Source organism: Bacillus badius NBRC 15713 (genome assembly GCF_001591605.1).
Classification (GTDB): Bacteria; Bacillota; Bacilli; order Bacillales; family Domibacillaceae; genus Pseudobacillus; species Pseudobacillus badius.
The window spans coordinates 42,472-66,602 of record NZ_BCVF01000015.1 but is presented as its reverse complement, the minus strand read 5'-3'; the positions used below and the strand labels follow the sequence as shown (position 1 = coordinate 66,602).

Below are 24,131 nucleotides of genomic sequence, written 5' to 3'. Positions count from 1 at the left end.
ATGAGAAAAAATTTTTTAATCAGCAATTATGCCATGTTTCTACATATTTATTATTATTGACCGACTTTTCAGCAAGTTTCTCGTTTAGATCATGCAGGAAGTAATTTTTTACGTTATAATGCTCTAGGAGGTCAAAATTTGCATGGACAGCAATACATGAAAGTTTGAAAAAGGAATTGCTGTATGCAAACATCCGGCCTTTCCTTTTGCACACTACACGGATTTTGTTCATGAGAGGGGGATTTTTTTTGTCTTTACTGCATTTGGCCATCTTTTCTCCTTTTTTAATGGCTATTTTCGTTCCTTTTCTTTATAAAGGACTGAAAAGCATACATACAGGCTGGTTTGTTCTTGCTTTGCCAATCTTGCTTTTCACTTATTTCATTGGATTTTTGCCAATTACCCGAAATAACGGGACAGTCGAAAAGTCCTTTGACTGGATTCCATCTCTAGGTATACACTTCACTGCCTATGTAGACGGACTCGGCCTGTTGTTTGCTTTGCTTATTACAGGGATTGGAGCACTCGTTGTGCTTTACTCCATTTTTTACTTATCAAAGGAAAAAGAAAGCCTTCACAACTTTTACGTCTACTTACTATTATTCATGGGTGCGATGCTCGGTGTGGTACTGTCAGATAACCTGATCACCTTGTATATGTTCTGGGAACTGACGTCCATTTCTTCATTCTTGTTAATTGCCTACTGGTATGATCGCGAACGATCCCGCTATGGTGCTCTTAAGTCTATGCTTTTAACTGTATTCGGCGGTCTTTCCATGCTTGGCGGCATCTTGCTGCTTTCCATTATGGGCGATACATTTAGCATTCGCGAACTCATTTCGCAGGCCGGAGAGCTAAATCAGCATCCTCTCTTCCTGTTTGCACTAATCCTTATCCTGCTGGGAGCTTTCACGAAATCAGCCCAATTTCCATTCTACATCTGGCTGCCTGATGCCATGGAAGCGCCTACACCTGTTAGCGCTTATTTACACTCTGCTACAATGGTGAAAGCAGGAATTTACTTAGTAGCCCGCTTAAGTCCCATTTTTGCTTTTTCGAGCTACTGGTTTTGGATTGTCGGAGCCATCGGGATCTTTACAATGTTCTGGGGGTCCTTCAATGCCGTCAAGCAAACTGATTTAAAGGGTATTCTAGCTTTTTCTACTGTGAGCCAGCTTGGCTTGATTATGTCGCTTTTAGGAGTGGGAGCTGCGGCTCTTCACTTTGACACGTTAAACGACAACATTTACATTGCCGCTGTCATCGCTGCCGTCTTTCATTTAATTAACCATGCTACATTTAAAGGCAGTTTGTTTATGGTGGTCGGCATCGTTGACCATGAAACAGGCACAAGGGACATTCGCAAGCTTGGCGGATTGCTCAGCTTTATGCCAGTGACATTCACAATTGCTGTGATTGGCGCTTTCTCTATGGCGGGGCTGCCTCCCTTTAATGGCTTTTTGAGCAAGGAAATGTTCTTCACAGGAATGATTCAGCTTGTCAATCTTGATCTCTTCAACTTAGAGACATGGGGAATGCTGTTCCCTATACTTGCTTGGATTGGAAGCATCTTCACCTTTATCTACAGCATGATGTTTGTGTTCAAGACATTTTCCGGGAAATATCAGCCGGAAAAACTCGACAAAAAGCCTCATGAAGCACCTGTCGGCATGTTAATTTCGCCAATCATCCTGGCTTTTCTCGTTGTCCTATTCGGACTTTTCCCTAATTTGCTGTCTTACAGCCTCATTCAGCCAGCTGCTGCAGCTATTGTGCCGTCGCTTGTTGGTCCAGGCGAATTGCTCGATGTTCATATTTCCCATTGGCACGGCTTTAATCCAGAGCTATGGATGACCATTGGTGTTATCGCTGTTGGTACGCTTATGTACCTGACACTAAGCAAATGGATCAAGCTCTATGCGCTGTTCCCAGGAAAAGTTACACTGAATGCGTTGTATGACACAAGCCTATATGCAGCTGAACGCGGTTCTTATACATTGACGAAAGCATATATGAATGGGTTCATCCGGACCTACCTCGTCTACATTTTTGCCTTCTTTATCGGCATTCTTGGCTTTACCATGTGGACGCGGCAGGCTTTAACGATTGATACAAGCAATTTAGCTCCAATCGGTGTCTATGAAATTGTTCTCGTTGTTATTATTACAGCTGGTATTTTTACTATTTTATTTGCCAAATCACGATTAACTTCCATTATTGCGTTAGGAGCAGTCGGCTATACCGTGTCCCTGTTCTTCGTTATTTTCCGGGCCCCGGACCTGGCGCTGACGCAGCTAGTGATCGAGACAGTATCTGTTGCCCTATTCTTGTTGTGTTTCTATCACCTGCCGAAGCTCAATCGTCATGAAGAGCGCATGGGCTTTAAGCTTGGTAATTTAATCATTTCTCTTGGAGTGGGTGCCGTTATCTCTTTAATGGCGATCTCCGCTCACAGCAATAAAATGTTTGAGTCAATTGCCAGTTTTTATGTAGAAAATACCTATAAGGAAGCAGCAGGAAAAAACATGGTTAACGTTATCCTCGTTGACTTCCGCGGATTCGATACGTTATTTGAAATCAGCGTGCTTGCTATTGCTGGCCTTGGGATTTTCGGATTGATTAAGCTGCGGCTGGCCAAGAAAGGAGAAGAAGCAGATGAAAACTAATGATGTCATTTTACAAACAACAAGCAAAGTCGTCTTTTTCATCATTATTCTCTTTGCTATCCACTTATTTTTCGCCGGCCACTATCATCCCGGCGGCGGATTTGTCGGCGGATTAATGACGTCAGGGGCACTCGTTCTTCTTCTTCTGGCTTTTGATATTAAAACTGTAGCAAAAGGCTTTCCAATCGATTATAAAATCCTGATCGGCATCGGTTTGCTGTTTGCGATCGGCACAGCAGCCGGCGCGCTTGTCTTTAATGTTCCCTTCTTTACGCACGTATTTGGTGATGTGTATTTGCCGATCTTTGGAGAAACATCGCTTCATACTGCCATGTTATTCGACTTAGGGGTTTATTTAGTTGTCATCGGTGTGACCATGACCATTATTCAAACGATAGGAGAGAGTGAATAATGGAGATTTTAATGTCAATTGTAATCGGGGCTCTATTCGCGAGCTCTGTGTATCTAATGCTTTCCAAAAGCTTGCTGCGTATTATTATCGGAACAGGTCTGTTAAGCCACGGTGCCCACTTGTTAATTATTACAATGGGCGGATTGAAGAGGGGAGCCGCTCCTCTTCTCGGCGAAAAGGCGGCTTCTTATGTGGATCCGCTGCCGCAGGCCCTGATTTTAACAGCCATCGTTATCAGCTTTGGAGTGACAGCCTTATTCCTTGTTTTGGCCTATAGAGCTTATCAGGAATTAGGAACAGATAATATGGATGAAATGAGAGGTAATGAAGCAAATGATTAACCTGTTAGTTTTGCCGCTGCTTATTCCTCTCGTGACTGCTGCTTTATTGATTTTCTTGCCTAAATCCATCCGGGTTCAAAGAGCCGTTTCTGTCGTCTCAGCTATTGGGACACTAGCTGCTTCTATTGTTTTGCTGCTGACGGTTAAAGACAATGGGATTCAAACCGTCAATGTCGGCAGCTGGGATGCGCCATTTGGCATTACCCTTGTGTCAGACACCTTGTCTGCCCTGCTCGTAACCACCTCGTCACTGATTACATTGAGCGTCATTCTGTATTCATTCCGCTCAATTGGCGAAGCACGTGAACGCTTCTATTATTATCCTATCGTTCAATTTTTGCTCGTTGGGGTAAATGGCGCTTTCACAACAGGAGACATTTTCAACCTGTTTGTCTTTTTTGAAGTGATGCTGATGGCTTCCTACGTGCTGATTGTTATTGGAGGCACTAAAATACAGCTGCGTGAATCGATTAAATACATTCTCGTGAATGTCATCTCATCCGCCCTATTTGTCATTGCTGTAGCGATGCTGTATTCTGTCGTCGGTTCCTTAAACATGGCCGATATTTCTCAGCGGATTGCCCAAATCGGCTCTCTGCCTATTTTAACCGTAATCGCTGTGCTCTTCTTGATTGTGTTTGGATTGAAAGGAGCGATTTTCCCGCTTTACTTTTGGCTTCCGGGCTCCTATTATGCGCCGCCTGTACCGGTCCTCGCTTTATTCGGCTCGTTGCTGACAAAAGTAGGCGTTTATTCGATTCTCCGCAGCTACTCGCTGTTCTTTTACCATGATCAGGCGTTCACACACGAACTGTTAGGAATCCTCGCCATTATTACAATAATCGTTGGCTGCATCGGCGCTATCGCTTACTGGGATGTCAAAAAAATCATCATCTACAATATTATTATTGCCGTTGGCGTGCTAACCTTTGGTATTTCGGTTGCTACTGAAGAATCTTACATGGGAACGGTCTTTTACACGATTCATGATATGATTGTAAAAGCTGCCCTATTCTTATTAATTGGTGTCATGATTAAAATCACCGGCACAAACGATTTGCGTAAAATGGGCGGATTAATGAAGAAGTATCCGCTCCTTGGCTGGACATTCCTTGTCGCCGCTTTCGCTCTGGCCGGTATTCCGCCGCTCAGCGGGTTCGTCGGAAAGCTGTTAATTGTCCGCGGAGGCCTCGCAGAAGGAGCGTATGTCGGCTCTCTGATCGTTCTTTTATCCAGTCTGGTTGTGCTTTATTCAGTGATCAAAATCTTTATGAATGGTTTCTGGAAAGCCCCGAAAGACTATCCGGGTGAAGAGAACCAGCCTGTCCTTTCTTTATGGGCGCCAGGAGCTCTTCTCGTTCTCGCATCCATTCTTTATGGGGTGGGAGCGGAAGTGATGTATCCAATTATTTCTCAAGCCACTGATGCACTCGTACATCCGGCAATCTATATTGATGCAGTGTTAAAGGAGTAATGTCTTATGGCTTTTCAAATCTTACTTAATTTCTTTTTAGCCTTTCTCTGGATGTTTCTGCAAGTATCCTTTGACCTCAAAACTTTTGTTATCGGCTACTTGCTTGGCTTGATCCTGATTTACGGCATGCGGCGGTTTTTTAAAACAGATTTATATATCCGCCGAGTGTGGGCTGTGATTTATTTAACGCTTCTATTCTTTAAGGAATTGATCATGGCCAATATTGATGTGCTGAAAGTCATCTTAAAACCGAAGCTTGATATCCAGCCAGGAATTTTTGCTTTGCCTACTGAGCTGAAGTCAGACTGGGAAATTACTTTGCTCGCTAACTTAATTACGCTAACACCTGGAACATTAGTTATTGATGTGTCGGACGATCAAAAAACGTTATATGTCCATGCCATCGATGTTCCCGATGTGCAAGATGCGATCAACAGCATTAAAGAATCGTTTGAGAAAGCGATTATGGAGGTGAGCCGTCCGTGTTAGTAATCGCTATGCAGGTATCCCTTGTGTTGATCACCATAGCTATGCTCGGTTTTATCTACCGGCTCATTAAAGGACCCACCGTCCCTGACCGCATTGTCGCTTTAGATGCAATTGGGATTAACTTGGTAGCCATGATTGCCGTGCTCTCTATGCTCTTTAGAACCTATGTTTTTTTAGACGTTATTTTGCTGCTTGGCATTTTGTCATTCATCGGTACGACAGCTTTTTCCAAGTTCCTTGAGAAAGGAGAGATCATTGAAAATGACCGTAATCATTGAGACCATGATCATTCTTTTCCTCTTGCTTGGTGTGTTTCTTACTCTTGTTGCAGCTTTTGGGGTAATACGGCTGCCAGATGTCTATACCCGCAACCATGCCGCTTCGAAAAGCGCTACCCTGGGCGTCATGTTCATCTTGCTTTCGTGCTTTTTGTATTTCTATTTAATCGAAGGCCACTTTAGCTCGCGCGTTCTTCTGGGGATTGCCTTTATCTTCATAACAGCTCCTGTCGGCGGTCACTTAATCAGCCGGGCTGCCTATCATTCAGGCGTCAAATTATGGGGGAAAAGCGTACGTGACGACTTAAAGAATAAAAAATAAAAACAGCCAGCGGGCCCGTCCGCTGGCTGTTTTCTTATGCCGGTGCCTTCTTTGGCCGATCTTAATTTTCATACAGGCGTCTTTCCTCACTGCCATCAGCATGATAAATAATAAGAATGCCATCGTGTTTCTTTACATAATCCTTTGCTTTTTCCGATAAGTCTTCTTTTGTGCTAGCTGATAGGAGACTTTGCTTGTCTGCCTTTTTGATCAAGTGCCAGCCCTCGCTGTTCTCTTTCGGCTGCAGGCGATAAATGGGCCGCTCATCATCATTGCCATGCCCCTTGCCGACAGCGCTGCGGGCTCGATCAATCGCAATGGCAATAGCCCTTCCTTCTTCATAGCCATCGTCAAGCAGTGCATTTGCAATCTCAATCGCTTTTTCGCGCACACGATCAGGCAAATTTTTCATTGAATCAGGGTAGTCTTTTTCATTCCACGGCATATTTCTTCCTCCTGAAGTAAAGTTACCGTTCTTTTCCCCTTTTTCACTTTCTAAAAACAACTAGGATTTCTTCGGCATTACAGCTACCGTACAACGGGACAGACAAATCAACTCTCCTTGTTCGTCACAAATCTCAATTTGCCATACCATTGTCGTGCGTCCCCGATGCACAGCCTTTGCCGTAGCAGTGACGATCCCTTCTCTTTTTGCTTTAATGTGATTCGCGTTGATCTCCAGTCCAAAACATATTTGGGTATCTGGATTAATTAAGTGGGCCGTTCCAACACTCGCCGCTGTTTCCGCTAAAGCTACAGAGGCTCCGCCGTGTAAATATCCGAATGGCTGACGAGTACGCTCATCGACCGGCATCGTCATCACTACTTTCCCTTCGCTGATTTCAACAAACTCCATTCCTAACGTGTGTGATAAGTTGTGATTGTCTCTCACCCTTGATTTCCTCTCTTTCTCTTGAAAAAAATGAACAATTATTCACTATACTACATTCGCTTTTATTATGAAAACTCCTTCCCTCCTCACAACGAACAACGGAAACGCATAAATAAAAGAGCTTCCGCACCTATCACGGAAGCTCTTTCATTAATAAAAACCGTAGGGTCCATAAGAGGGCCCATAAGGAGGATAAAATGGAGGAGGATATGCCGCCGGATAGCCATAAAACGGCCGGGCAATGGCTCCTCCCAACAATCCGCCTAAAAGGCCCCCAACAAACGGACCGCCAATAAACGGAAGAAAGCGTGTATCTCTATACATTGTCAAAAAGCCTCCTTTTTCTCTGCCTACTATGTTCTATGCAAGGAGAAGGAAAAAGGGATGGGCGTCTTTAACAATTAGGATTGTCCTTCAATAGGTATCTTGTCTATAAAATCATAGCTGCCAGCCAGCCGAATAAGATCACCGGAAGATTATAGTGCAGGAAGGTCGGTACACACGTGTCCCAAATATGGTTATGCTGGCCGTCCACATTCAAACCTGCCGTCGGCCCAAGCGTACTGTCAGATGCAGGTGATCCGGCATCTCCAAGTGCACCTGCTGTTCCAACAAGAACAATGGTCGCCATCGGACTGAAGCCGAGCTCGATCGCCAATGGAACAAAGATAGTAGCAATGATCGGAACGGTTGAAAAGGATGAGCCGATTCCCATCGTTACAAACAAACCGACAACTAGCATTAATAAGGCCCCAAGAGCTTGATTGCCTCCAATTAAGTTAGCCGACTCTTCAACAAGGCGTTCAACATCTCCGGTTGCGCTCATGACTTTTGCAAATCCTGAAGCAGCGATCATCACAAAGCCGATAAAGGCCATCATGCGCATGCCTTCTGTTAACAGCCTGTCCGCTTCATTCCAGCGTAACGTGCCTGTTGCATAAAGCACCATGATTCCCGCCAGTGCGCCAAACACCATTGATTCCGTCCACAACTGGGCGGCAAGCGCTGCTGCGATCGCGATAACCGCTGTTAAAATACCTGACTTCGTAAAACCTTTCTTCTCAACATCTGTCACTATAGATGCCCGCTCTTGGTACTTTCTTGGCTTCCGATAAGAAATGAAGACAGCAACGAGCAAACCGCAAAGCATGCCGGCTGCCGGATAAATCATCGCTTTTGACACGGCAGCTGTTTCAATCGTTAACCCGCTGGCTGTAATATTTGTAGCTACAATCTCGTGAAAGATTCGCCCAAAGCCCACCGGAAGGAGCATGTATGGTGTTACAAGGCCAAATGTCAGTACCGAAGCAATCAGGCGTCTGTCAATCTGCATTTCATTTAAGATTTGCAAAAGCGGCGGAATCAGGATGGGAATAAAGGCAATATGGATAGGAATAATATTTTGGGAAGAGATCGCCACTAATAAAATAAAGAAAATAATCAGTGCTTTAGGCAGCTTTTTCTTCCTCGCTTCTTCTTTATTTCCAATGCGCCCTAAGACAAATTCAACAAGTGCCGCCGGAAGCCCTGTGCTAGAAAGCGCAACGGCAAAACTGCCAATCGCCGCGTAACTGAGCGCCACATTCGCACCGCCGCCAACCCCCTCTGAAAAAGCACCGATCGTTCCGTCTATTCCTAAGCCGCCCACAGCTCCTCCGATCAGTGCACCCGTAATCAATGAAAATACAACATTTACACGAAATAGACTGAGGAGGAGCATAACGATAACAGCAATCACTACAGCATTCATCTGAAATGCCCCTTTCACTTTAGTTTGCTAAATTGGTAGAGAACTAAAAACAACATAGCAAACTTTACAAAGGCTTGTCAATCATTTTTAAAAAATATTCAATTGGATAAAATCACCTGTCTTTGTCAACGAGTCCAGCCGGCCAGCTTCTTCGATTTAGCTAGAATATTACTCCGCGTGCCTTCCGCTGTTCCTAGCCATTCCGCTGCCATAACCGCTGGACTGCAACGTTCAATCTGCTTAATTTGTATATACTGTTTCTTTTCGTTAATAAAAAAACCTTCAATCAACTGAAGGTTTTTTTGCAATGAAAATAAGCCGGTTTTTTCCAGCCTATATTCTATTTTAATTGCTCCATCGCTTGTTTAACCGTCGCGTATGTTTCAATAGCAGAAAGGTCAGCTCCCATATTAACAAGCTTTTGAGCCAGATCCGGACGAATGCCTGTCGCAATGGCTTTAATTCCAAGCAAACCAAGTATATGATACACGTCGAACAAATGCTGTTCCACCCTCTCATCAACTTGGATAATTCCTGAGAAATCTATAATTAAGCGCTCCAGCCGCATTTCTCCAATTTTCGGGATCGCTTGTTCTGCTAAATAGCGCGCCCTTTGTTCATTAATAGAGCCGACAAGCGGCAGGACAGCCAGTCCGTCCTTTAACGGGACAACCGGCGCCGACAAGTCCATAATTTCTGTACGGGCCTTCTTAATAATATCATCGGTTACTTTTTCAAAAGCAAGCACCGTCTCTTGAATGCTCATATCAAGCATGTAATTAAATTGCTTATTAACAAAAACCGTCTCTTCCGTTGTTAACTCAAATTTTGCTGAAATGCTTGTCAATTTTTCCACAAATACTAGACGGCTCTGCGGATAGCGGGACACGATAAGTGAAACCTTTTCCCCGTGATCAGCCGCTCGTTCTCCGTTTTCCCGACTCCACTTCAGCAGCCCAGCCGGCAGCTTTTCTTCCCCGGATGAAATTGCTTCCCCTAACATGCCCATAAAGTCTGTGTACATTTGTACAGCCGCCTCAGCTTCTTCCTTAGGCACATGTGTTTCAAATCTAGGTACAACCGTATGTACGATATCACGAGCCAATTCTTCTGCATGCTCTTGCAAATAATCTGCTGCTTTCGTCATTCTACTCATTTTCGTTCAGTTCCTCCTTCCTGTTTTCTTCGCGGCAATGGAACGAACCGGAAACATTCATTTGGTTTCTCCTTTAGGAAACGGAGGTGCTGTCTCAAAAGGTCATGAAAAATAACTTTTTGGCCGGTCCCGTTTTCTCCGCCTGTTTTTATTTTAGAGACGTATTGGACAGCCCCTCCAGCATTCTCACTTTTCTGCTTTTCTCACTGCCAATAAAGCAAGCGTGCGCGCCATTGCGCCAGTCGCTCCCGCCGGCCCGAAAGCCCCTGCCTTATTTGTATCCGCCGTTCCGGCAATGTCCAAATGAACCCACGGTGTCCCTTCTGCAAACTCGCCGATAAAGCCTCCGCCCATAATGGCATGGCCCTCGCGTCCCGGAGAGTTATTTAAATCGGCCATTTTGCTGCTGCGAATACGCTCTTTATCCTTCTCCGTCAAAGGCAGCTGCCAAATAAATTCACCGGCCTCTTCAGAAGCTGCCATCACTTCTTCCAGGAAAGCTTCATCATTCGTGATCGCTCCCGTTTTATCCGTTCCAAGGGCAACAATCACCCCTCCGGTTAAAGTGGCCACATCTACAAGGTAATCTGCTTTATGGTGTTTAGCATAAGTCATTGCATCGGCAAGAGCAAGACGGCCCTCGGCATCGGTATTCAGAACTTCAATGGTTTTTCCGCTCATTGATGTAATCACATCATCCGGCTTCAGCGCCTCACCACTGATCATATTGTCTGTCGAAGGGATAACAGCGACTACATTTTGATCAGGCTTTAATTCGCCAATAATCTCCATGGCGCCCAATACGGCTGCGGCACCGCCCATATCCATTTTCATGCCGACAAGTCCATCTTTTGTTTTAAGAGAATAACCGCCAGTATCAAAGGTAATCCCTTTTCCTACAAGCCCCAAGACATCCTTCCACTCCTCTAGCGGCTGATATTTCAGGGTAATCATTTTAGGAGGCGCTACAGATCCTTTATTAACAGCGAGCAAGGCGCCCATTCCGAGCTTCTCCATATCTTCTTTTTCCAGAATTTCAACTTCAAATCCATATTTGTCCGCTAGCCTTTTCGCGTGTTCTGCCAAGTCAGCTGCTGTCATCATGTTGGCCGGTGTGTTCACCAGCGTGCGCGCAGCATTGGTTCCCTGGCTAAGTGCATAGCCGACATGAAGTGCAGCCTGAACCTCTTCAGCCTCTGCCTCCGTATAAATGCTCACTTGTTCAACCAAGCGCTCTGGTTCATTAGAAAGCTGCTTATATCCTTTAAATACATAGGAAGCAAGACCAAATGCTTCACTGAAAGCGTGGGCGGCATCATTGGCCTCAACTGATTCCGAAACAAAACTGTCAAGTGCGACAGCCGCGGATGAAAGCTTCAGCTTATTTATTTGCTTTGCGGCCATGCCGATGGCTTCTTTTATCGCATGGAAGTCCGCCTGTTTTTCTTTTCCCAGCCCGATAAAGAGAAGCCGTTTAGCAGGGACTTGTCCCAGCGTTGGGATAACGGCTGTTGCGTGCAGTTTAGCAGAAATGTCTCCTTCTTTCACAAGCTCAGTTAATTGGCCAGCCATCGCTTCATCGAGTTTAGCAAGCTCGCCTTCAAATTTAAGCGGCCGATCATAGAGGCCGATAAGGACAACTTCCTCTTTTTGATTAAAAAATAAACTATTTTTCACCTTGAACATCTTCCCACCTCCACCTATCATTATACCGGAAAGATTTTCAAGGGACGAGCGCCTTCCTCTTTTTGATGAGCATTGGAGAATCCAGACTTTTATCACGCCATCATCAAGCGATTAACAAGGAAGATCGCCTAGCTTTTCGGTTAATTTCATATTTTCGCTGTAATCCACCGGGCAGTCGATTAACACTGGTTTATTCATGGAAATAGCCTTTTCCATTGCCGGCTTCAGCTGATTGGCCTCCGTAATTTTGATCGCTTCAAACCCATAGGACTTAGCTAGCTGAATAAAATCCGGGTTGCCGAACTTGATGTTGGAAGATCGTTTAAATTTTTTCAACTGCTTCCATTCGATTAATCCGTATCCGCCGTCTCTCCAAAGAAGAATGATAATCGGCACTCCAAGTCTCCTCGCTGTTTCCAGCTCAGCGCTTGACATCTGAAACGAACCATCCCCGCAAACAGCAACCACCTTGCGATCGGGGTGCACCATTTTGGCAGCAATAGCACCTGGAACAGAAACACCCATAGAAGCAAGACCGTTGGAAATCAAGCACGTGTTGGGCTGGTACGTATGGTACAGCCGTGCCAGCCACATTTTATGTGCGCCAACATCAGATATTAAAATGTCTTCTTTTCCTAAGACGGAACGCACGTCTGAAATAATTTTTTGCGGTTTGACAGGAAAGCTGTCACTCTCTCTGTATTCCGCTAGTTCAGCGAGCGCCGCTTTCCTCACGTCAGCCACCCAGTCATTGTTTCTGTGTGTGCATCCAGCCTTGACGCTTAATTCTTTTAAATTCTCGGCAATGTTTCCTAGCACATTCAGTTCCACAGGGTAATTAGCGTCTGTTTCCGCCTCCTGCGTATCAATGTGAATAATCGGCACCGCTCCATCCGGATTCCAGCTCCTTGGCGGATACTCAGCCATATCGAAGCCTATAGCAATAATTACATCTGCTTTCGTGAATCCGCAGGTGATGTAATCCTTGCCGACTAGCCCTGCAGTAAGAAGGCTGAGATCATCTGTATAAGGAAGAGCGCCCTTTCCCATAAAAGTATGAACAACCGGGATAGATGTTTTCTTGACAAAGGCACGCAAGTTGTCTTCCGCACGGCTTCTGGCAATTCCGTTTCCCGCTAAAATCAGCGGACGCTTGGCTTTTTCAATCAAACGAACGGCTTGTTGAATAACCCGTTCACTCGCCTCCGACAACGTATGATTCATTAAGTTTAGTGGTGACTCGCCGACCTCGGTGGCGGCAACGTCTTCAGGCAGGTCAATATGTGCGGCTCCCATCTTCTCCTGGGTAGCGACTCTAAATGCCTTTCTGACCACTTCTGGAACAACCTCTCCCTTTTTGATCTGGACATTCCACTTTGTAACAGGCTTGAAAACAGAAACGAGATCATAGTATTGATGAGACTCCTTATGCTGGCGGTTTAAACCCGCCTGTCCGGTGATCGCCACCAGCGGACAATGATCCATGTTAGCATTTGCCACACCCGTTAATAGATTGGTGGCTCCCGGTCCCAGCGTAGATAAACAAACACCCGGCTTGCCAGTAAGGCGTCCATACATTCCCGCCATGAACGCTGCACTTGCTTCGTGCCTCGTAACGATAAACTGAATGCTTGAATCAAGCAAAGCATCCATAATATCCAAATTTTCTTCGCCGGGCACTCCAAAAATATATTCCACCCCTTCATGTTCAAGACACTTAACGACTAATTGAGCTACATTCATCGGCCACACCCTTTTTTATTTATTTCGCCTTCTATACTTAGAGATACACGAAAGCAAGTGTGTTCTCCCTTTTCCACTAGGATTGTCCAGTAAACGAAAAGTTAAGCGCCTCTCCTTCTCTTTTTACCAATTCGCTTGTTGTGCTCTCTTTGTATAGAAGAATTTGATACTATGGAAGAAAAGGAGGCGGTTTCATGAGACTAATTTCAATTTGCCCGAGTAATACAGAAATTATAGAATTTCTTGGCTTGGCCCCGCAGCTCGTTGGAATAGACGATTACTCCGATTGGCCGGCGTCTATTCAACATTTACCTAAGCTTGGCCCTGACTTGGATATTGATATGGAAAAAGTAGAAGCCTTGCAGCCCGATCTAGTTATTGCCTCGCTGAGTGTTCCCGGGATGGAAAAAAATGTGGAACAATTAAGAAAGCGTGACATCCCTCATATCGTTACCAATCCGCAGTCGCTTTTCGAAATCGGCCGATCGATTGAAGAAATAGCCAATGCATGCGGCATTTCTCATAAAGGAAGGCTCCTGGCTGAAAGCTACGAAGCGCAGCTCGAACGGTTTCGATCGGCTAGCGCCCGAATTGGCAGTCGTCCTTCTGTATATTGGGAATGGTGGCCCAAACCTGTATTTACCCCCGGGAGCGTCAATTGGCTTACCGAAATAAGCGAACTGGCTGGAGCGAGCAATGTATTCAAGGATAAACAGACAGCGAACTATCAGACAGACTGGGAAGAAGTAAGGGAGCGGAATCCGGACTTTATTTTGCTTTCTTGGGTGGGGGTGCGCCTTGAGAAGATTAACCCTGCGATCGTCCTGAAACGCCCTGGCTGGAGCCATCTTTCTGCTGTCCAGCAGCAGCGTGTATCAGTCATGGAAGAAAGTCTCTTTTGCCGGCCATCGCCGCGCCTCATTAGTGGTTTAGACAAGTTGTCCAAGCTTGTCCATCCGGAGATATTTCAAGAGATTGAATTAGATCCTCTTTTTCAAAACATTCATCTATAAGCGAGAATAATCGCAGCGAAGCAAGCATAAGGTGAGGAACAACAAAAAAAACGGCCATTCATTTGGCCGTTAAAACATTTGATATCCTTTTTGACGCAAAAACTTCATCGTCACGCCGGATGTTAGCGCTCCGATAAAACCACTAGCTAAAATAACGATGTCTGGCAGCTTCAGAGAAACAACTTTTGTTCCTAAAGCGCTAAACGATTCACTTGCATGAAAGATATAGTCAAAGGTACTGATTCCATCCACAATAGCAATCGTGACGAGCGGATAAAGAACCGCCATGATCCAAGTCATTCGAAGCAGCATATTTAGTAGAAAGCCAATACCAAAAAAAAGCACAAAAAACAGCAAAACTGAAACAAGCAAAATGGCTATATGCATGTCTGTCCCCCCTAAATCACTATTGAATAGTGTACTCAATTCTATTAAAAACGTCAACTAAACGGGACAATAGCCCTTTTTTGTTCACAGGTTGCCCTGCCATTCTCTCTTTGATATGGATTTGAGCTAAAAAGGAGATTGATTGGCTTCTAAGAACGTGATATATTATCTAAAAATTCTAAAAACGGAAAGGAGAATCAGATGTCTATTCAAACGGAGACAAAAGCATGCGGTTATTGCGGAGGCCAAGGATACTTCCAGCTGTTGCTGGGCGGTTCAGAAACTTGTCCGAGCTGTAAAGGGAAACAAAAAGCTGAAGCCAAATAAGAAAAAGACTGCCCGATCGTTTGATCAGGCAGTCTCTTCCTTCTTTTTATACTTAAATGAAATTAAATTTACCTTTTTTCAGTACAAGTGATGGACCGCCAATCATAAGCAAGGCGCGGTTATCAATCATTTTCTTCATGAAAGAAGCTTTTGTGCCTGTCAGCTTCTTGCCGAAAACAACACCGATTGCATCGTTATCGCCCAGGGAGCAAACAGTTCCTTTAATATCCGGCTTGAATGTTTCAAGCTCGCCTTCTGTGCCTCTCACAAGCTTCACTAAATTGCGCGCGCATACCTCGCCTTGCTGCATAGCAATTTGGGCGGTTGGCGGGAATGGGCGGTTGATTTCTTCATTAATAATTAAAGAAGAATCCCCGATAACGAAAATATTATCATGGCCTGGAGCACGCAGATCAGGATTTACTTTTACGCGGGCGCGCATGTTATCAATACCTGCTTTTTCAATCACATGATTTCCGCGGACACCAGCTGCCCAAATAACTGTTCCCGCTTTGATTTCCTGCATTTCCTCTTCGCCTTTAGCCACTTTAATTCCCTCTGGAGTCGCTTCCTTGATCGCTGTGCCGATTTTAAATTCCACGCCTTTTTTCTCAAGAAGCGCGACAGCATATTGAACAAGCTCTGGATCAAATCCAGGAAGAACCATTGGAGCCGCTTCTACACAGTAAATGCGCACTTTGGCATAATCAATGTCATACTCGCGGCAAAGCTCTGGAACACGGTTTACCAGCTCGCCAAGGAACTCAATGCCCGTAAAACCGGCACCGCCGACTACGATGGACAAGCGCTCGTCTTTCTTCTCTACTTCCGTTGCATATGTAGCAAATTGATAGTCAATATGCTCACGAATTTGACGAGCAGCATTTACGTTAGAGATAGAGAAAGCGTATTCTTTCAATCCTTGAATGCCGAACGTTTCTGATTCGCCGCCAAGAGCAAACACTAAGTAATCGTAATCAATTTCTCCCGTATTGAGGATGACTTTCTTTTCATCCGTTTTAATATCTTGCACTTCAGCACGAATAAATTCTACTTTGCTGCGATTGATGACATTGTCAATGTCATAACGAACACGGTCGTGATGAAGCGTGCCTGCAGATGCTTCATGCAGCCAAGTTGTTTCATAATGATAGTCATTCTTATTGACAAGAACGATATCGGCTTCCTCTTGTCCTAAAGCTTTTTGAAGACGCGTAACCGTCATTAATCCGCCATAACCTGCACCTAAAACAACAATTTTTGGTTTTCTCATAATGTTTCCTGCCACCTTCTGCACATATTTTGCGAATCATTCGCTTGAATATTTAGTAGTTTGCCACTTATTCGGTGAAAATGTGATTTTTTTCACGAATAGTTGTAAAAAAACACAATAAAAATTGTCATGAAATTTTAACAAAGGCATATCTATCTCAATGATATGCTTTTTATACCTCTTTTTCAAGATATTTAACCGATTTCATCGAATTGCTTTTCACCGCTTTTTCTCCCGTTTTTTTTATTTTTAAAAGGGTAAACTGTTTAACAAGAATTCTTTAGGAAAAGGGTGATTATTTTGAACGTACTCGTTATTGGAGCAGGCGGATTAACCGGTAAAAAAATTGTCAAACAACTTGCAGAGAGCAACCAGCACCTCGTCCGGGCGATGGTACGCAAAGCCGAACAAATGGATGAAATGGAGGAGCTAGGAGCAAAAGCGATTCTTGCCGATTTAGAACAAGACTTCAGCTTTGCTTTGAATGATGTGAACGCCGTCATTTTTGCAGCAGGGTCCGGCTCCTCTACTGGTCATGATAAAACGATTGCCGTTGATCAGGAAGGCGCCAAGAAAACGATCGATTTTGCGAAAACAAAAGGGATTGAGCGTTTTATTATGCTGAGTTCCATGGGAACAGATACGCCCGAAGAAGCTCCCGCCTCCCTCAAGCCTTATCTGGAAGCTAAAAAGGCAGCAGATGACTATTTAATCAAAAGCCGCTTGAACTTTACAATCGTCCGTCCTGGCGGATTAACCAATGATCCAGGCACCGGGATGATTGAGTTGGCAACGCGCTTCTCCCCCATGGGCGGAACGATCCCCCGTGAAGATGTAGCCAAAGTGCTTGTCGAAGCGCTGACAATCAAGGAGACCGAAGGAAAAGTATTTGAAATCATCAGCGGAAATTCCCCTATCACAGAAGCGCTGACAAAAATATAAAAAAAAAAGCGCCCCAATGCGGCGCTTTTTTCTCCGTCGGTGTCCATATACATATCAGATGGCTTAGCAGTTTTCTGGTTTGCCGGCATTTACCGCTGTACGGAAGGAAGAGCCGCATCCGCAGGAAGCGATGGCATTCGGATTTTCGATGGTGAAGCCGCCCCCCATTAACGATTGTTTATAATCAATGACCGTACCCTTCAGAATCGGCGCACTTTCCTGATCAACCACAATGTCAATTCCATACTGGCTCAGTTGAATGTCATCTTCTTTCACGTCACGGTCAAATCCCATGCCATACGACAAGCCGCTGCAGCCTCCGCCATGAACAGTTACGCGCAAAGTGGCTCCCTCTTCTTCATTTTGCTTCATCATTTCCTTTATCTGAAAAGCAGCTGCTTCTGTAATTTTCACTATTTCTTGTTCTTGCAATGGGACCCCTCCATTCTGTCTTTACTATTAGTATATACACGAGAAAGAGCCATCTCAACCAATCTGCTTTTAAAATTCAACAAAAATTCAAGAAAAAGTTCCAAAGGCATAGTTCTTTTAACTCAAAAAAGATATAATAAAGACAACAGCGTGAGTAGATCGACTTATAACATTCGTCAGGAGGCTGTACATATGGACAATCTTTCTCCTCTTTATGAAAAACAAGAAACATGCCATTTATGCAAAAGGCCGTTTTCATCGATGAAGCTCAGAAACCGATTTGTTAAACTAACAGGACAAGATACCGATTTAAAGCCTAATTATGCAGATGCGGCGATGAATCCCTTGTTTTATCATGTGAAAGTCTGTCCGCATTGCGGGTACTCTTTTACAGATGATTTCTCTAAGTTTTTTCCGCCCGGCACAAAAGATGTGCTGGCAGAAAAGATCACGAGCAACTGGGTTTCCCAGGATTACGGCAGGGCGCGGACAATTCATGAAGCAATTAACAGTTATAAACTAGCCTTCTATTCCGGCTTTTTGAAAAAAGAAAAACATTTAACCTTGGCAGGTCTGGCTCTGCGAATTGCCTGGCTTTATCGGGATTTATCGTCCCCCGATGAAAAACGGTTCCTTGCTCTTGCTGCCGGCCAATATAAAGAAGCTTATTTAAATGAAGATTTAACGCTGACATCCATGTCAGATGTGAAGGTTATGTACTTGCTGGCTGAGCTCCATGTGCGGATTGGAAAATGGGAGGAAGCTGTCAAATATTTTTCGAAAGTACTCGAAAAGCAGAGGGAATCCAGAGATAAAAAGCTCGTTGAAATGGCGAGGGACCGCTGGTACGAGCTGCGCGATGAAATGAAAAAGAATGAGGCAAGCGCCATTTCATAAAGAACAGAACAAGCATATCTACTTATTTATGCAAGGATTCTGTTAAAGAACACGTTTGATGCGTCTATAGCTTCCGCTGCGGGCGGGCGCAACAGAGTCTGCACAAAAGAAAGGATGCCTGGAACATTCAGCTGTTCAGGCATCCCTTCTTTTTCATTGATGCAGCAGAAGTAAAGTATTCCGCTGTCCTTTAAAACATTGGGTTTTCCTCTAAGTATTCATAAATGTTGTCCACTAATTCTTCTGGTGTTTCTCCATCGACCGGTTCTCCATTTACTAAGGCGTACAGCCCTTCAGCGCATCTGGTGCAATAGCCGAGACAGCCATATTCAATCACATCCACATTTGAATCGCGTTCTAGTATTTCAAGCGCTTTTTGCGCACCATTCGCTAAATTGCTAATGCAAAATTCAATAATCGGTTTCATTTTCCTGTTCACCTCTATTCTCATTTTACTATCCTTTCCGTCCGGAGAAAAGCGGAAAACTTTAAAGTGAAAATGTGTGAACTCAGTTGTGAAAAGCGCAGTATTTAGATATACTCAAGATGGTAGAGTGAAAAGTTGTGAGTCTTTTCACAATAATTTTGAGAATTCGTAAATTTTAATACATACTGTTACAGAAAGGAAAATTATGATGAAGAATTTAGTATTGCTCGGCGGCGGCTATGGGAATATGCGCGTACTGCTCAGGCTCCTTCCTAATCAATTGCCTGAAGACGTCACCATTACCCTAGTGGATAAATTTCCGTATCACTCCTTGAAAACCGAGTATTATGCTCTAGCAGCAGGAACGATATCCGATCAGGAGGTGCGGGTTTCCTTTCCTGAACACCCTCGCCTGAATGCTCTGTTTGGCGAAGTCACTCATATTGATTTAGAAAACAAACAAGTCTTTATTAAAGATAAAGAGCCTGTTCCCTACGATGATCTTGTCATCGGCTTAGGCTGTGAAGACACGTATCACAGCGTACCGGGAGCAGCCGAATACACACATAGCATTCAATCCATTGACAAGTCACGTCTGACTTACCAGACGCTGTCCAATATGCCAGCTGGATCAAAAGTGGGCATTGTTGGAGCAGGACTAAGCGGGATTGAACTGGCGAGTGAGCTCCGGGAGAGCCGGCCAGATCTTGGAATCGTCTTATTTGACCGCGGCCATCGTATCTTGAAAGATTTCCCGGAACGATTAAGCAAATATATTCATAAATGGTTCGTTGACCATGGTGTAGAAGTCGTCAATAACGCCAACATCACAAAGGTAGAACCTCATACTATTTACAACCATGATGAAGCCTATCCAATGGACGCTGTTGTCTGGACAGCAGGCATTCAGCCAAATCGGGTTGTTCGTGAGATGCCGGTTGAAAAAGACCGTTCTGGACGAGTAAAGCTTTCTCAATATCACAACCTGCCAACTGATGAGCATGTCTATGTTGTCGGCGACTGTGCAAGCCTTCCGCACGCGCCAAGTGCCCAGCTGGCAGAAGAACAGGCAGAACAAATTGTACAGGTTCTTTTAAAGCGCTGGAAAGGCGAGACTCTTCCAGAAGAACTGCCGGAAATCAAACTCAAAGGCATTCTCGGCTCGCTTGGCAAAAAGCAAGGCTTCGGCTTTGTAGCTGATCGGGCAATTACAGGACGGGTCGCCCGCTTCTTGAAATCTGGTGTACTTTGGATGTACCGCTACCATAATGGATAATCTCTTTTTATCTGACTGCTTTGCGCATTTACAGCGTGAAGCAGTCATTTTTTATTCTTCCCCGCTTTTATTATAATTCCTCTTTTTTTGGTGCATACTAACCACAACGTGTGCTTTAACAAAGCAGAAAGGGGAAAGCTTGTGATGCGAAGAAACAAACGAAGCTCGTCAGCATTTCATAGCAGCGAGATTGGCAAGCTGATCGATCAATGCTGCAAGTCGGCAGACTTCGTCACCTTTCAATTAAAAGATTCCCCTTTTTTTATATCTTATTTTCAAACGCTAGTAGACAAGAAAGTGCTTCACCGGGACATTCTTACTATTTTGAAAGACAAGCAATTTATCTCTTTAGAGGACATGAAGCATGCTATACAAGTAGAAGACCTCGTTTTGACAACTGAACTTTCTTCCGTGAAGCAGAAGCTAATGCAGGGGAACATCATCATTTATCAGCAGGAGGCCCAGCCTTCGTGTTTGCTCATCCCTGCTTTTCTGCAGGAAAATCGCCAAGTGTCCATTCCGGAAACGGAATATTCCGTTGTCGGTCCGAAGGAAGCCTTCGTGGAATCGCTTGATACGAATATAAATCTCGTTAGGAAACGGATTCCTGTTCCTGAATTTCAAATAAAGGAGTTCTCTGTCGGAAAATTATCCAAAACCAGGGTAGCCGTCGCCTATATTGAAGGCATTGCCGATGAGGAAAATGTAAATACAGTCATTCAGCGCATCACTGATATTGGTTACGATCAAATTATTGATAGTTCTTTTATCAACCAAATGATAGCTGACAATAAAAACTCTCCCTTTCCCCAGCTGGTGGACACAGAACGGCCAGACAGGGTCGCCAGCGTGCTGATGGAAGGGAAAGTAGCTATTTTAGTGGATGGCTCTCCAAGTGCGATAACCGGACCAGCTACCCTGGGAGAGTTTTTCTCTGCCTTTGAAGATTATGTAACTGTTTGGAATATCGCTTCTGCTTTCCGGTTGATCCGCTTCTTGGCCATTACGTTTTCTGTGCTATCAACCCCTCTATACGTCGCCGTATTAACTTACCATTACGAAATGATTCCGCAAGATTTGCTTACTACGCTCATCTCTTCACGAGCAGGCATTCCTTTTCCTCCACTTCTAGAAGCGATTATTCTCGAGTGGACGATTGAGCTTTTACGGGAAGCCGGAGCGCGTCTGCCGACCAAAGTCGGCCAGACTATTGGTATCGTAGGAGGGATCGTGATTGGAACAGCAGCCGTACAAGCCGGGCTAACGAGCAATGTGCTGTTAATCGTCGTTGCTTTGAGTGCTCTGGCGTCATTTACAACACCAGTCTATCAAGTAAGCAATGCCATTCGGCTGATCCGTTTTCCTTTCTTAATCTTTGCCCAGCTGCTCGGATTATTGGGCGTGGCAGCTTGTACAGCCATTGTTGTGGCCCATCTGCTCAAATTAAAATCGCTTGGCCGTCCTTTTTTGGAGCCTGTTTATCCCATTCGGTTGAAAGATATGAAGGATGCGCTTATCCGTCTGCCGTTTAATCAACAGACGAGCCGCCCTTTGCAAACACGCACAGATAACAAAATTAAATTCCGGCCGCACAGCTCACCGCCGGATAAACGGGATATCGATGAATAAATTTCCTTGGAGGTGGTCCTATGCTGCCGTTGCCATCTGAAGATAAAAAGGTTTCCCCCTATCTTGCTTTTTACATTATTAATAGTATGCAAATTGGAATAGTGGTTCTTAGCTTTGAAAGATTCCTCGTGAAAGAAGCGGGACAAGATGCTTGGATCTCTGTTCTCATCGCCGGCGTCGCTACCCATATCATCTTGTGGATGACTTTTCAAATCACGATCAAAGGTGAAAACGATATAGCTGTTATCCACAAGGATTTATTCGGCAAATGGATTGGGGGACTGCTTACTTTACTGCTGATCACCTATTTAATGACGCTCTTTATAATGATTATGCGTGCTTATATAGATGTGATTCAAGTATGGATGTTTCCTCATTTACAAACGTGGTATATGGCATTCGTGCTGGCCATTCTAGTCTATCTTTATTTTACTGGAGGATTTCGGGTAATGGTCGGCTTATGTGTGCTGAGCTTTATGCTGACCATCCCTTTGCTGATGCTGAAGGCTTTTCCATTAAAAAGCGCGCACCTTTCCTATCTCCTGCCTGTAATGGAGCATTCGCCGGCTGAAATTTTAAGCGGGGCAAAAAAAATGTCCGTCATTTTTTCAGGCTTCGAAGTGGTTCTCTTTTGTTATCCTTTTTTCAAGCAAGGAATTCGCGCACATAAGTGGGCTCAGCTCGGTGCCGCTTTCACCACATCCGTCTACCTGGCAGCCGTGCTTGTTTCTCTGCTTTATTTCAGTGAAGGACAGCTGGAAAAAACACTTTGGCCTACACTTACTTTATGGAAGATTGTTGACTTCCCTTTCCTGGAGAGGTTTGAATATGCCGGCATCGCCATTTGGCTGTTTGTGATGCTGCCAAACTTATGTTTATATATATGGGCTGTTACACGCGGGTTAAAGCAGCTGTTTTCTATTAAGCAAAAAAAGAGCATCCTCTTTCTTCTGCTCCTTGCAATCATCGCTTCGTCTTTTATTACCGATGGAGTACAAATTCGCAACTTTAGCGCTACTATAGATCGAATAAGCTTCTTTATCCTTTTCGCTTATATTCCCTTTATTTATCTGTACCAATGGATCTGGCAAAAAGTGAGGAAAAACAAATGAGAACCTTTTTAATATGGGTAACCATCGCTATTATTCTGGTCTTAAATTATAATATTGAACGCTATGTGCTGGAGGATATTCAAATCATCACCGCTATCGGCTATGATTACATGGAGGACGACACCATGAGGGGAACCGTAGCAGCCCCTTTCTATCCCCAAGGTCAGGATGTGAAACCCATTAATGCTTCCTTTACGGCGAGCGGGCACACGATTCACAGTATTAGGCAGCAATTTCAGCGAGAAGCACAGAGAAAGCTGGCATCCGGCCGGCTGCAAAGCATTCTAGTAAATAAGGATCTAGCCGAACGAGGGGTAAAAAAGGTAGTAGATTCTTTTGGCCGTACTACCTTCATTGGCAGGGATACGAAGCTTGCGGTTGTCGATGGCAGCACCAAAAAGCTGTTGACCAGTAATTATCCGAATGCGCAAAACTTATCCCGCTATCTTTCTGATTTATTGGAAGAAAGCATCGTAAGGATGGCTCCAAACACCGGACTGCACTCTTTTCTTTCCCAAATGGAAGGCTTCGGGCAAGATCCCTTTCTGCCTCTGCTAAAGAGAGAACATGACCATATACATTATGTAGGCCTGGCGCTTTTTAAAGATGAAAAATACGTCGACAGCCTTTCATTTAGGGAAGGCTATATATTCAAAATGCTGTATGAGAACTTTAAATACGGAATATATGAAATTAAATATAAAGACACCTATATCTCCATTGAAAATCTGCGCTCAAAAGTAAAATACAATATCTCAGGATCATCAACACGCCCTGTTGTTACCATTCATGTGTCTTTGGAAGGGAAAGTGCAGGATGCCTATGGCGTGCCTCTTCATACCCAAAAACGAATACGCAAGGTAGAAGTGGAATGGGAAAAAGAAACGTTAGAAAAAGCAGAAAAATTAGTGAGGAAGCTGCAAGATATAGGCACTGACTCTCTCGGCATCGGGGAAAAAGTCCGAAGCCATTTCCGGCATTTCAATAAATCCTCCTGGGAATCTCTCTACCCTGACGTTCAGGTCCGCATTAAGATAAAAACCAATATTATTAATACAGGCATCGTCGAATAAAAAAGACATCCGAAGCAGTTGATCTGAACCCAAAATCTAACCCATTCTTTTAAAAGGGTCATATCCACATTGTGTTTGTCCGCTACTGTTTTATATGACTCATAGCCATTTAAAAAATCATGGACGGCATTTAA

General features: G+C 44.3%; 27 protein-coding genes. 15 read left to right on the top strand and 12 right to left on the bottom strand.

Features of this window, described 5'->3' with window-relative positions:
* The first annotated feature begins 248 nt into the window (after positions 1-248).
* From BBA02S_RS09655 to mnhG, 7 genes are read left to right on the top strand one after another with little or no spacing between them, the layout of a single operon-like run.
* Positions 249-2,666: a Na+/H+ antiporter subunit A gene (locus BBA02S_RS09655; RefSeq protein WP_041094408.1), complete on the top strand. Its 2,418-nt coding sequence runs from the start codon at positions 249-251 to the stop codon at positions 2,664-2,666.
* The gene (locus BBA02S_RS09650) at positions 2,656-3,078 is read left to right on the top strand and encodes a Na(+)/H(+) antiporter subunit B (protein ID WP_041094409.1); all 423 of its coding nucleotides are present in this window, start codon (positions 2,656-2,658) and stop codon (positions 3,076-3,078) included. The genes BBA02S_RS09655 and BBA02S_RS09650 overlap by 11 nt, the downstream gene beginning before the upstream one ends.
* Positions 3,078-3,419 carry a Na(+)/H(+) antiporter subunit C gene (locus tag BBA02S_RS09645; RefSeq protein ID WP_041094411.1) on the top strand — a complete coding sequence of 114 codons (342 nt, stop codon included), beginning with the start codon at positions 3,078-3,080 and terminating at the stop codon, positions 3,417-3,419. Before BBA02S_RS09650 ends, BBA02S_RS09645 begins: the two co-directional genes overlap by 1 nt.
* Positions 3,412-4,893, top strand: a complete 1,482-nt coding sequence (locus tag BBA02S_RS09640; RefSeq protein WP_041113520.1) for a Na+/H+ antiporter subunit D — start codon at positions 3,412-3,414, stop codon at positions 4,891-4,893. Before BBA02S_RS09645 ends, BBA02S_RS09640 begins: the two co-directional genes overlap by 8 nt.
* A gap of 6 nt (positions 4,894-4,899) precedes the next feature.
* A complete protein-coding gene (locus BBA02S_RS09635; protein WP_041094416.1) occupies positions 4,900-5,382 on the top strand; it encodes a Na+/H+ antiporter subunit E in 483 nt (160 codons plus the stop codon).
* A gap of 8 nt (positions 5,383-5,390) precedes the next feature.
* Entirely contained in the window at positions 5,391-5,660 is a 270-nt protein-coding gene (locus BBA02S_RS09630) for a Na(+)/H(+) antiporter subunit F1 (RefSeq protein ID WP_041095701.1), read from the top strand.
* Complete coding sequence (gene mnhG, locus BBA02S_RS09625) at positions 5,644-5,982, top strand: monovalent cation/H(+) antiporter subunit G (RefSeq protein WP_041094418.1); 339 nt, start codon at positions 5,644-5,646, stop codon at positions 5,980-5,982. The genes BBA02S_RS09630 and mnhG overlap by 17 nt, the downstream gene beginning before the upstream one ends.
* 61 nt (positions 5,983-6,043) lie before the next feature.
* Here the strand turns inward: mnhG and BBA02S_RS09620 are convergent, their stop codons facing one another.
* From BBA02S_RS09620 to BBA02S_RS09590, 8 genes are all read right to left on the bottom strand, one after another.
* Positions 6,044-6,427, bottom strand: coding sequence for a DUF2188 domain-containing protein (locus BBA02S_RS09620; protein ID WP_041094420.1), 384 nt, complete (start codon positions 6,425-6,427; stop codon positions 6,044-6,046).
* Between the two features lie 60 nt (positions 6,428-6,487).
* Entirely contained in the window at positions 6,488-6,874 is a 387-nt protein-coding gene (locus tag BBA02S_RS09615) for a hotdog fold thioesterase (RefSeq protein ID WP_041113519.1), read from the bottom strand.
* Positions 6,875-7,024: 150 nt separating this feature from the next.
* The gene (locus BBA02S_RS20975) at positions 7,025-7,198 is read right to left on the bottom strand and encodes a hypothetical protein (protein WP_169713123.1); all 174 of its coding nucleotides are present in this window, start codon (positions 7,196-7,198) and stop codon (positions 7,025-7,027) included.
* Positions 7,199-7,304: 106 nt separating this feature from the next.
* Positions 7,305-8,624 carry a Na+/H+ antiporter family protein gene (locus BBA02S_RS09610; RefSeq protein ID WP_041094424.1) on the bottom strand — a complete coding sequence of 440 codons (1,320 nt, stop codon included), beginning with the start codon at positions 8,622-8,624 and terminating at the stop codon, positions 7,305-7,307.
* 125 nt (positions 8,625-8,749) lie between these two features.
* A complete protein-coding gene (locus BBA02S_RS09605; RefSeq protein ID WP_041094426.1) occupies positions 8,750-8,932 on the bottom strand; it encodes a hypothetical protein in 183 nt (60 codons plus the stop codon).
* 32 nt (positions 8,933-8,964) lie between these two features.
* The gene (locus tag BBA02S_RS09600; protein WP_041094428.1) at positions 8,965-9,780 is read right to left on the bottom strand and encodes an STAS domain-containing protein; all 816 of its coding nucleotides are present in this window, start codon (positions 9,778-9,780) and stop codon (positions 8,965-8,967) included.
* A 186-nt stretch (positions 9,781-9,966) separates the two neighbouring features.
* The gene (locus BBA02S_RS09595) at positions 9,967-11,466 is read right to left on the bottom strand and encodes a leucyl aminopeptidase (RefSeq protein ID WP_041094430.1); all 1,500 of its coding nucleotides are present in this window, start codon (positions 11,464-11,466) and stop codon (positions 9,967-9,969) included.
* Positions 11,467-11,577: 111 nt separating this feature from the next.
* Positions 11,578-13,209 carry an acetolactate synthase large subunit gene (locus BBA02S_RS09590; RefSeq protein ID WP_041113518.1) on the bottom strand — a complete coding sequence of 544 codons (1,632 nt, stop codon included), beginning with the start codon at positions 13,207-13,209 and terminating at the stop codon, positions 11,578-11,580.
* Between the two features lie 194 nt (positions 13,210-13,403).
* On the opposite strand from BBA02S_RS09590, the gene BBA02S_RS09585 reads away from it, so the two are divergent.
* Complete coding sequence (locus tag BBA02S_RS09585) at positions 13,404-14,222, top strand: cobalamin-binding protein (RefSeq protein ID WP_041113517.1); 819 nt, start codon at positions 13,404-13,406, stop codon at positions 14,220-14,222.
* Positions 14,223-14,291: 69 nt separating this feature from the next.
* Here BBA02S_RS09585 and BBA02S_RS09580 read toward each other — a convergent pair whose 3' ends face one another.
* Complete coding sequence (locus BBA02S_RS09580; protein ID WP_041094434.1) at positions 14,292-14,609, bottom strand: YuiB family protein; 318 nt, start codon at positions 14,607-14,609, stop codon at positions 14,292-14,294.
* A gap of 201 nt (positions 14,610-14,810) precedes the next feature.
* On the opposite strand from BBA02S_RS09580, the gene BBA02S_RS20970 reads away from it, so the two are divergent.
* Positions 14,811-14,936, top strand: coding sequence for a YuiA family protein (locus BBA02S_RS20970; RefSeq protein ID WP_158286042.1), 126 nt, complete (start codon positions 14,811-14,813; stop codon positions 14,934-14,936).
* 52 nt (positions 14,937-14,988) lie between these two features.
* Here BBA02S_RS20970 and BBA02S_RS09575 read toward each other — a convergent pair whose 3' ends face one another.
* Entirely contained in the window at positions 14,989-16,209 is a 1,221-nt protein-coding gene (locus BBA02S_RS09575; protein ID WP_041094435.1) for an NAD(P)/FAD-dependent oxidoreductase, read from the bottom strand.
* 300 nt (positions 16,210-16,509) lie between these two features.
* Between BBA02S_RS09575 and BBA02S_RS09570 the strand changes: the two genes are divergently transcribed.
* Positions 16,510-17,151 (top strand): SDR family oxidoreductase, encoded by a 642-nt coding sequence (locus BBA02S_RS09570; RefSeq protein WP_041095703.1) that lies wholly within the window; start codon positions 16,510-16,512, stop codon positions 17,149-17,151.
* A 63-nt stretch (positions 17,152-17,214) separates the two neighbouring features.
* Here BBA02S_RS09570 and BBA02S_RS09565 read toward each other — a convergent pair whose 3' ends face one another.
* The gene (locus BBA02S_RS09565; protein WP_041094436.1) at positions 17,215-17,583 is read right to left on the bottom strand and encodes a HesB/IscA family protein; all 369 of its coding nucleotides are present in this window, start codon (positions 17,581-17,583) and stop codon (positions 17,215-17,217) included.
* Positions 17,584-17,775: 192 nt separating this feature from the next.
* Between BBA02S_RS09565 and BBA02S_RS09560 the strand changes: the two genes are divergently transcribed.
* Positions 17,776-18,480: a DUF2225 domain-containing protein gene (locus tag BBA02S_RS09560; RefSeq protein WP_041094437.1), complete on the top strand. Its 705-nt coding sequence runs from the start codon at positions 17,776-17,778 to the stop codon at positions 18,478-18,480.
* 190 nt (positions 18,481-18,670) lie between these two features.
* Here the strand turns inward: BBA02S_RS09560 and BBA02S_RS09555 are convergent, their stop codons facing one another.
* The gene (locus tag BBA02S_RS09555; RefSeq protein ID WP_041094439.1) at positions 18,671-18,907 is read right to left on the bottom strand and encodes a YuzB family protein; all 237 of its coding nucleotides are present in this window, start codon (positions 18,905-18,907) and stop codon (positions 18,671-18,673) included.
* A gap of 208 nt (positions 18,908-19,115) precedes the next feature.
* On the opposite strand from BBA02S_RS09555, the gene BBA02S_RS09550 reads away from it, so the two are divergent.
* From BBA02S_RS09550 to BBA02S_RS09535, 4 genes are all read left to right on the top strand, one after another.
* A complete protein-coding gene (locus BBA02S_RS09550; protein WP_041094441.1) occupies positions 19,116-20,183 on the top strand; it encodes an NAD(P)/FAD-dependent oxidoreductase in 1,068 nt (355 codons plus the stop codon).
* Between the two features lie 144 nt (positions 20,184-20,327).
* A complete protein-coding gene (locus BBA02S_RS09545; protein WP_156136551.1) occupies positions 20,328-21,812 on the top strand; it encodes a spore germination protein in 1,485 nt (494 codons plus the stop codon).
* A 20-nt stretch (positions 21,813-21,832) separates the two neighbouring features.
* The gene (locus tag BBA02S_RS09540; RefSeq protein WP_041094445.1) at positions 21,833-22,924 is read left to right on the top strand and encodes a GerAB/ArcD/ProY family transporter; all 1,092 of its coding nucleotides are present in this window, start codon (positions 21,833-21,835) and stop codon (positions 22,922-22,924) included.
* A complete protein-coding gene (locus BBA02S_RS09535) occupies positions 22,921-23,997 on the top strand; it encodes a Ger(x)C family spore germination protein (RefSeq protein WP_041113516.1) in 1,077 nt (358 codons plus the stop codon). Before BBA02S_RS09540 ends, BBA02S_RS09535 begins: the two co-directional genes overlap by 4 nt.
* Positions 23,998-24,131: the final 134 nt, after the last annotated feature.

Bases quoted from the DNA above. Each gene is read 5' to 3' on its own strand.
- BBA02S_RS09580 (WP_041094434.1), bottom strand. From the start codon at position 14,609: ATGCATATAGCCATTTTGCTTGTTTCAGTTTTGCTGTTTTTTGTGCTT.
- BBA02S_RS09630 (WP_041095701.1), top strand. From the start codon at position 5,391: ATGCAGGTATCCCTTGTGTTGATCACCATAGCTATGCTCGGTTTTATC.
- BBA02S_RS09545 (WP_156136551.1), top strand. From the start codon at position 20,328: ATGCGAAGAAACAAACGAAGCTCGTCAGCATTTCATAGCAGCGAGATT.
- BBA02S_RS09585 (WP_041113517.1), top strand. From the start codon at position 13,404: ATGAGACTAATTTCAATTTGCCCGAGTAATACAGAAATTATAGAATTT.
- BBA02S_RS09550 (WP_041094441.1), top strand. From the start codon at position 19,116: ATGAAGAATTTAGTATTGCTCGGCGGCGGCTATGGGAATATGCGCGTA.
- BBA02S_RS09595 (WP_041094430.1), bottom strand. From the start codon at position 11,466: ATGTTCAAGGTGAAAAATAGTTTATTTTTTAATCAAAAAGAGGAAGTT.
- BBA02S_RS09620 (WP_041094420.1), bottom strand. From the start codon at position 6,427: ATGCCGTGGAATGAAAAAGACTACCCTGATTCAATGAAAAATTTGCCT.
- BBA02S_RS09575 (WP_041094435.1), bottom strand. From the start codon at position 16,209: ATGAGAAAACCAAAAATTGTTGTTTTAGGTGCAGGTTATGGCGGATTA.
- BBA02S_RS09640 (WP_041113520.1), top strand. From the start codon at position 3,412: ATGATTAACCTGTTAGTTTTGCCGCTGCTTATTCCTCTCGTGACTGCT.
- BBA02S_RS09635 (WP_041094416.1), top strand. From the start codon at position 4,900: ATGGCTTTTCAAATCTTACTTAATTTCTTTTTAGCCTTTCTCTGGATG.
- mnhG (WP_041094418.1), top strand. From the start codon at position 5,644: ATGACCGTAATCATTGAGACCATGATCATTCTTTTCCTCTTGCTTGGT.
- BBA02S_RS09560 (WP_041094437.1), top strand. From the start codon at position 17,776: ATGGACAATCTTTCTCCTCTTTATGAAAAACAAGAAACATGCCATTTA.
- BBA02S_RS09650 (WP_041094409.1), top strand. From the start codon at position 2,656: ATGAAAACTAATGATGTCATTTTACAAACAACAAGCAAAGTCGTCTTT.
- BBA02S_RS20970 (WP_158286042.1), top strand. From the start codon at position 14,811: ATGTCTATTCAAACGGAGACAAAAGCATGCGGTTATTGCGGAGGCCAA.
- BBA02S_RS20975 (WP_169713123.1), bottom strand. From the start codon at position 7,198: ATGTATAGAGATACACGCTTTCTTCCGTTTATTGGCGGTCCGTTTGTT.
- BBA02S_RS09590 (WP_041113518.1), bottom strand. From the start codon at position 13,209: ATGAATGTAGCTCAATTAGTCGTTAAGTGTCTTGAACATGAAGGGGTG.
- BBA02S_RS09535 (WP_041113516.1), top strand. From the start codon at position 22,921: ATGAGAACCTTTTTAATATGGGTAACCATCGCTATTATTCTGGTCTTA.
- BBA02S_RS09610 (WP_041094424.1), bottom strand. From the start codon at position 8,624: ATGAATGCTGTAGTGATTGCTGTTATCGTTATGCTCCTCCTCAGTCTA.
- BBA02S_RS09540 (WP_041094445.1), top strand. From the start codon at position 21,833: ATGCTGCCGTTGCCATCTGAAGATAAAAAGGTTTCCCCCTATCTTGCT.
- BBA02S_RS09645 (WP_041094411.1), top strand. From the start codon at position 3,078: ATGGAGATTTTAATGTCAATTGTAATCGGGGCTCTATTCGCGAGCTCT.
- BBA02S_RS09600 (WP_041094428.1), bottom strand. From the start codon at position 9,780: ATGAGTAGAATGACGAAAGCAGCAGATTATTTGCAAGAGCATGCAGAA.
- BBA02S_RS09555 (WP_041094439.1), bottom strand. From the start codon at position 18,907: ATGAAACCGATTATTGAATTTTGCATTAGCAATTTAGCGAATGGTGCG.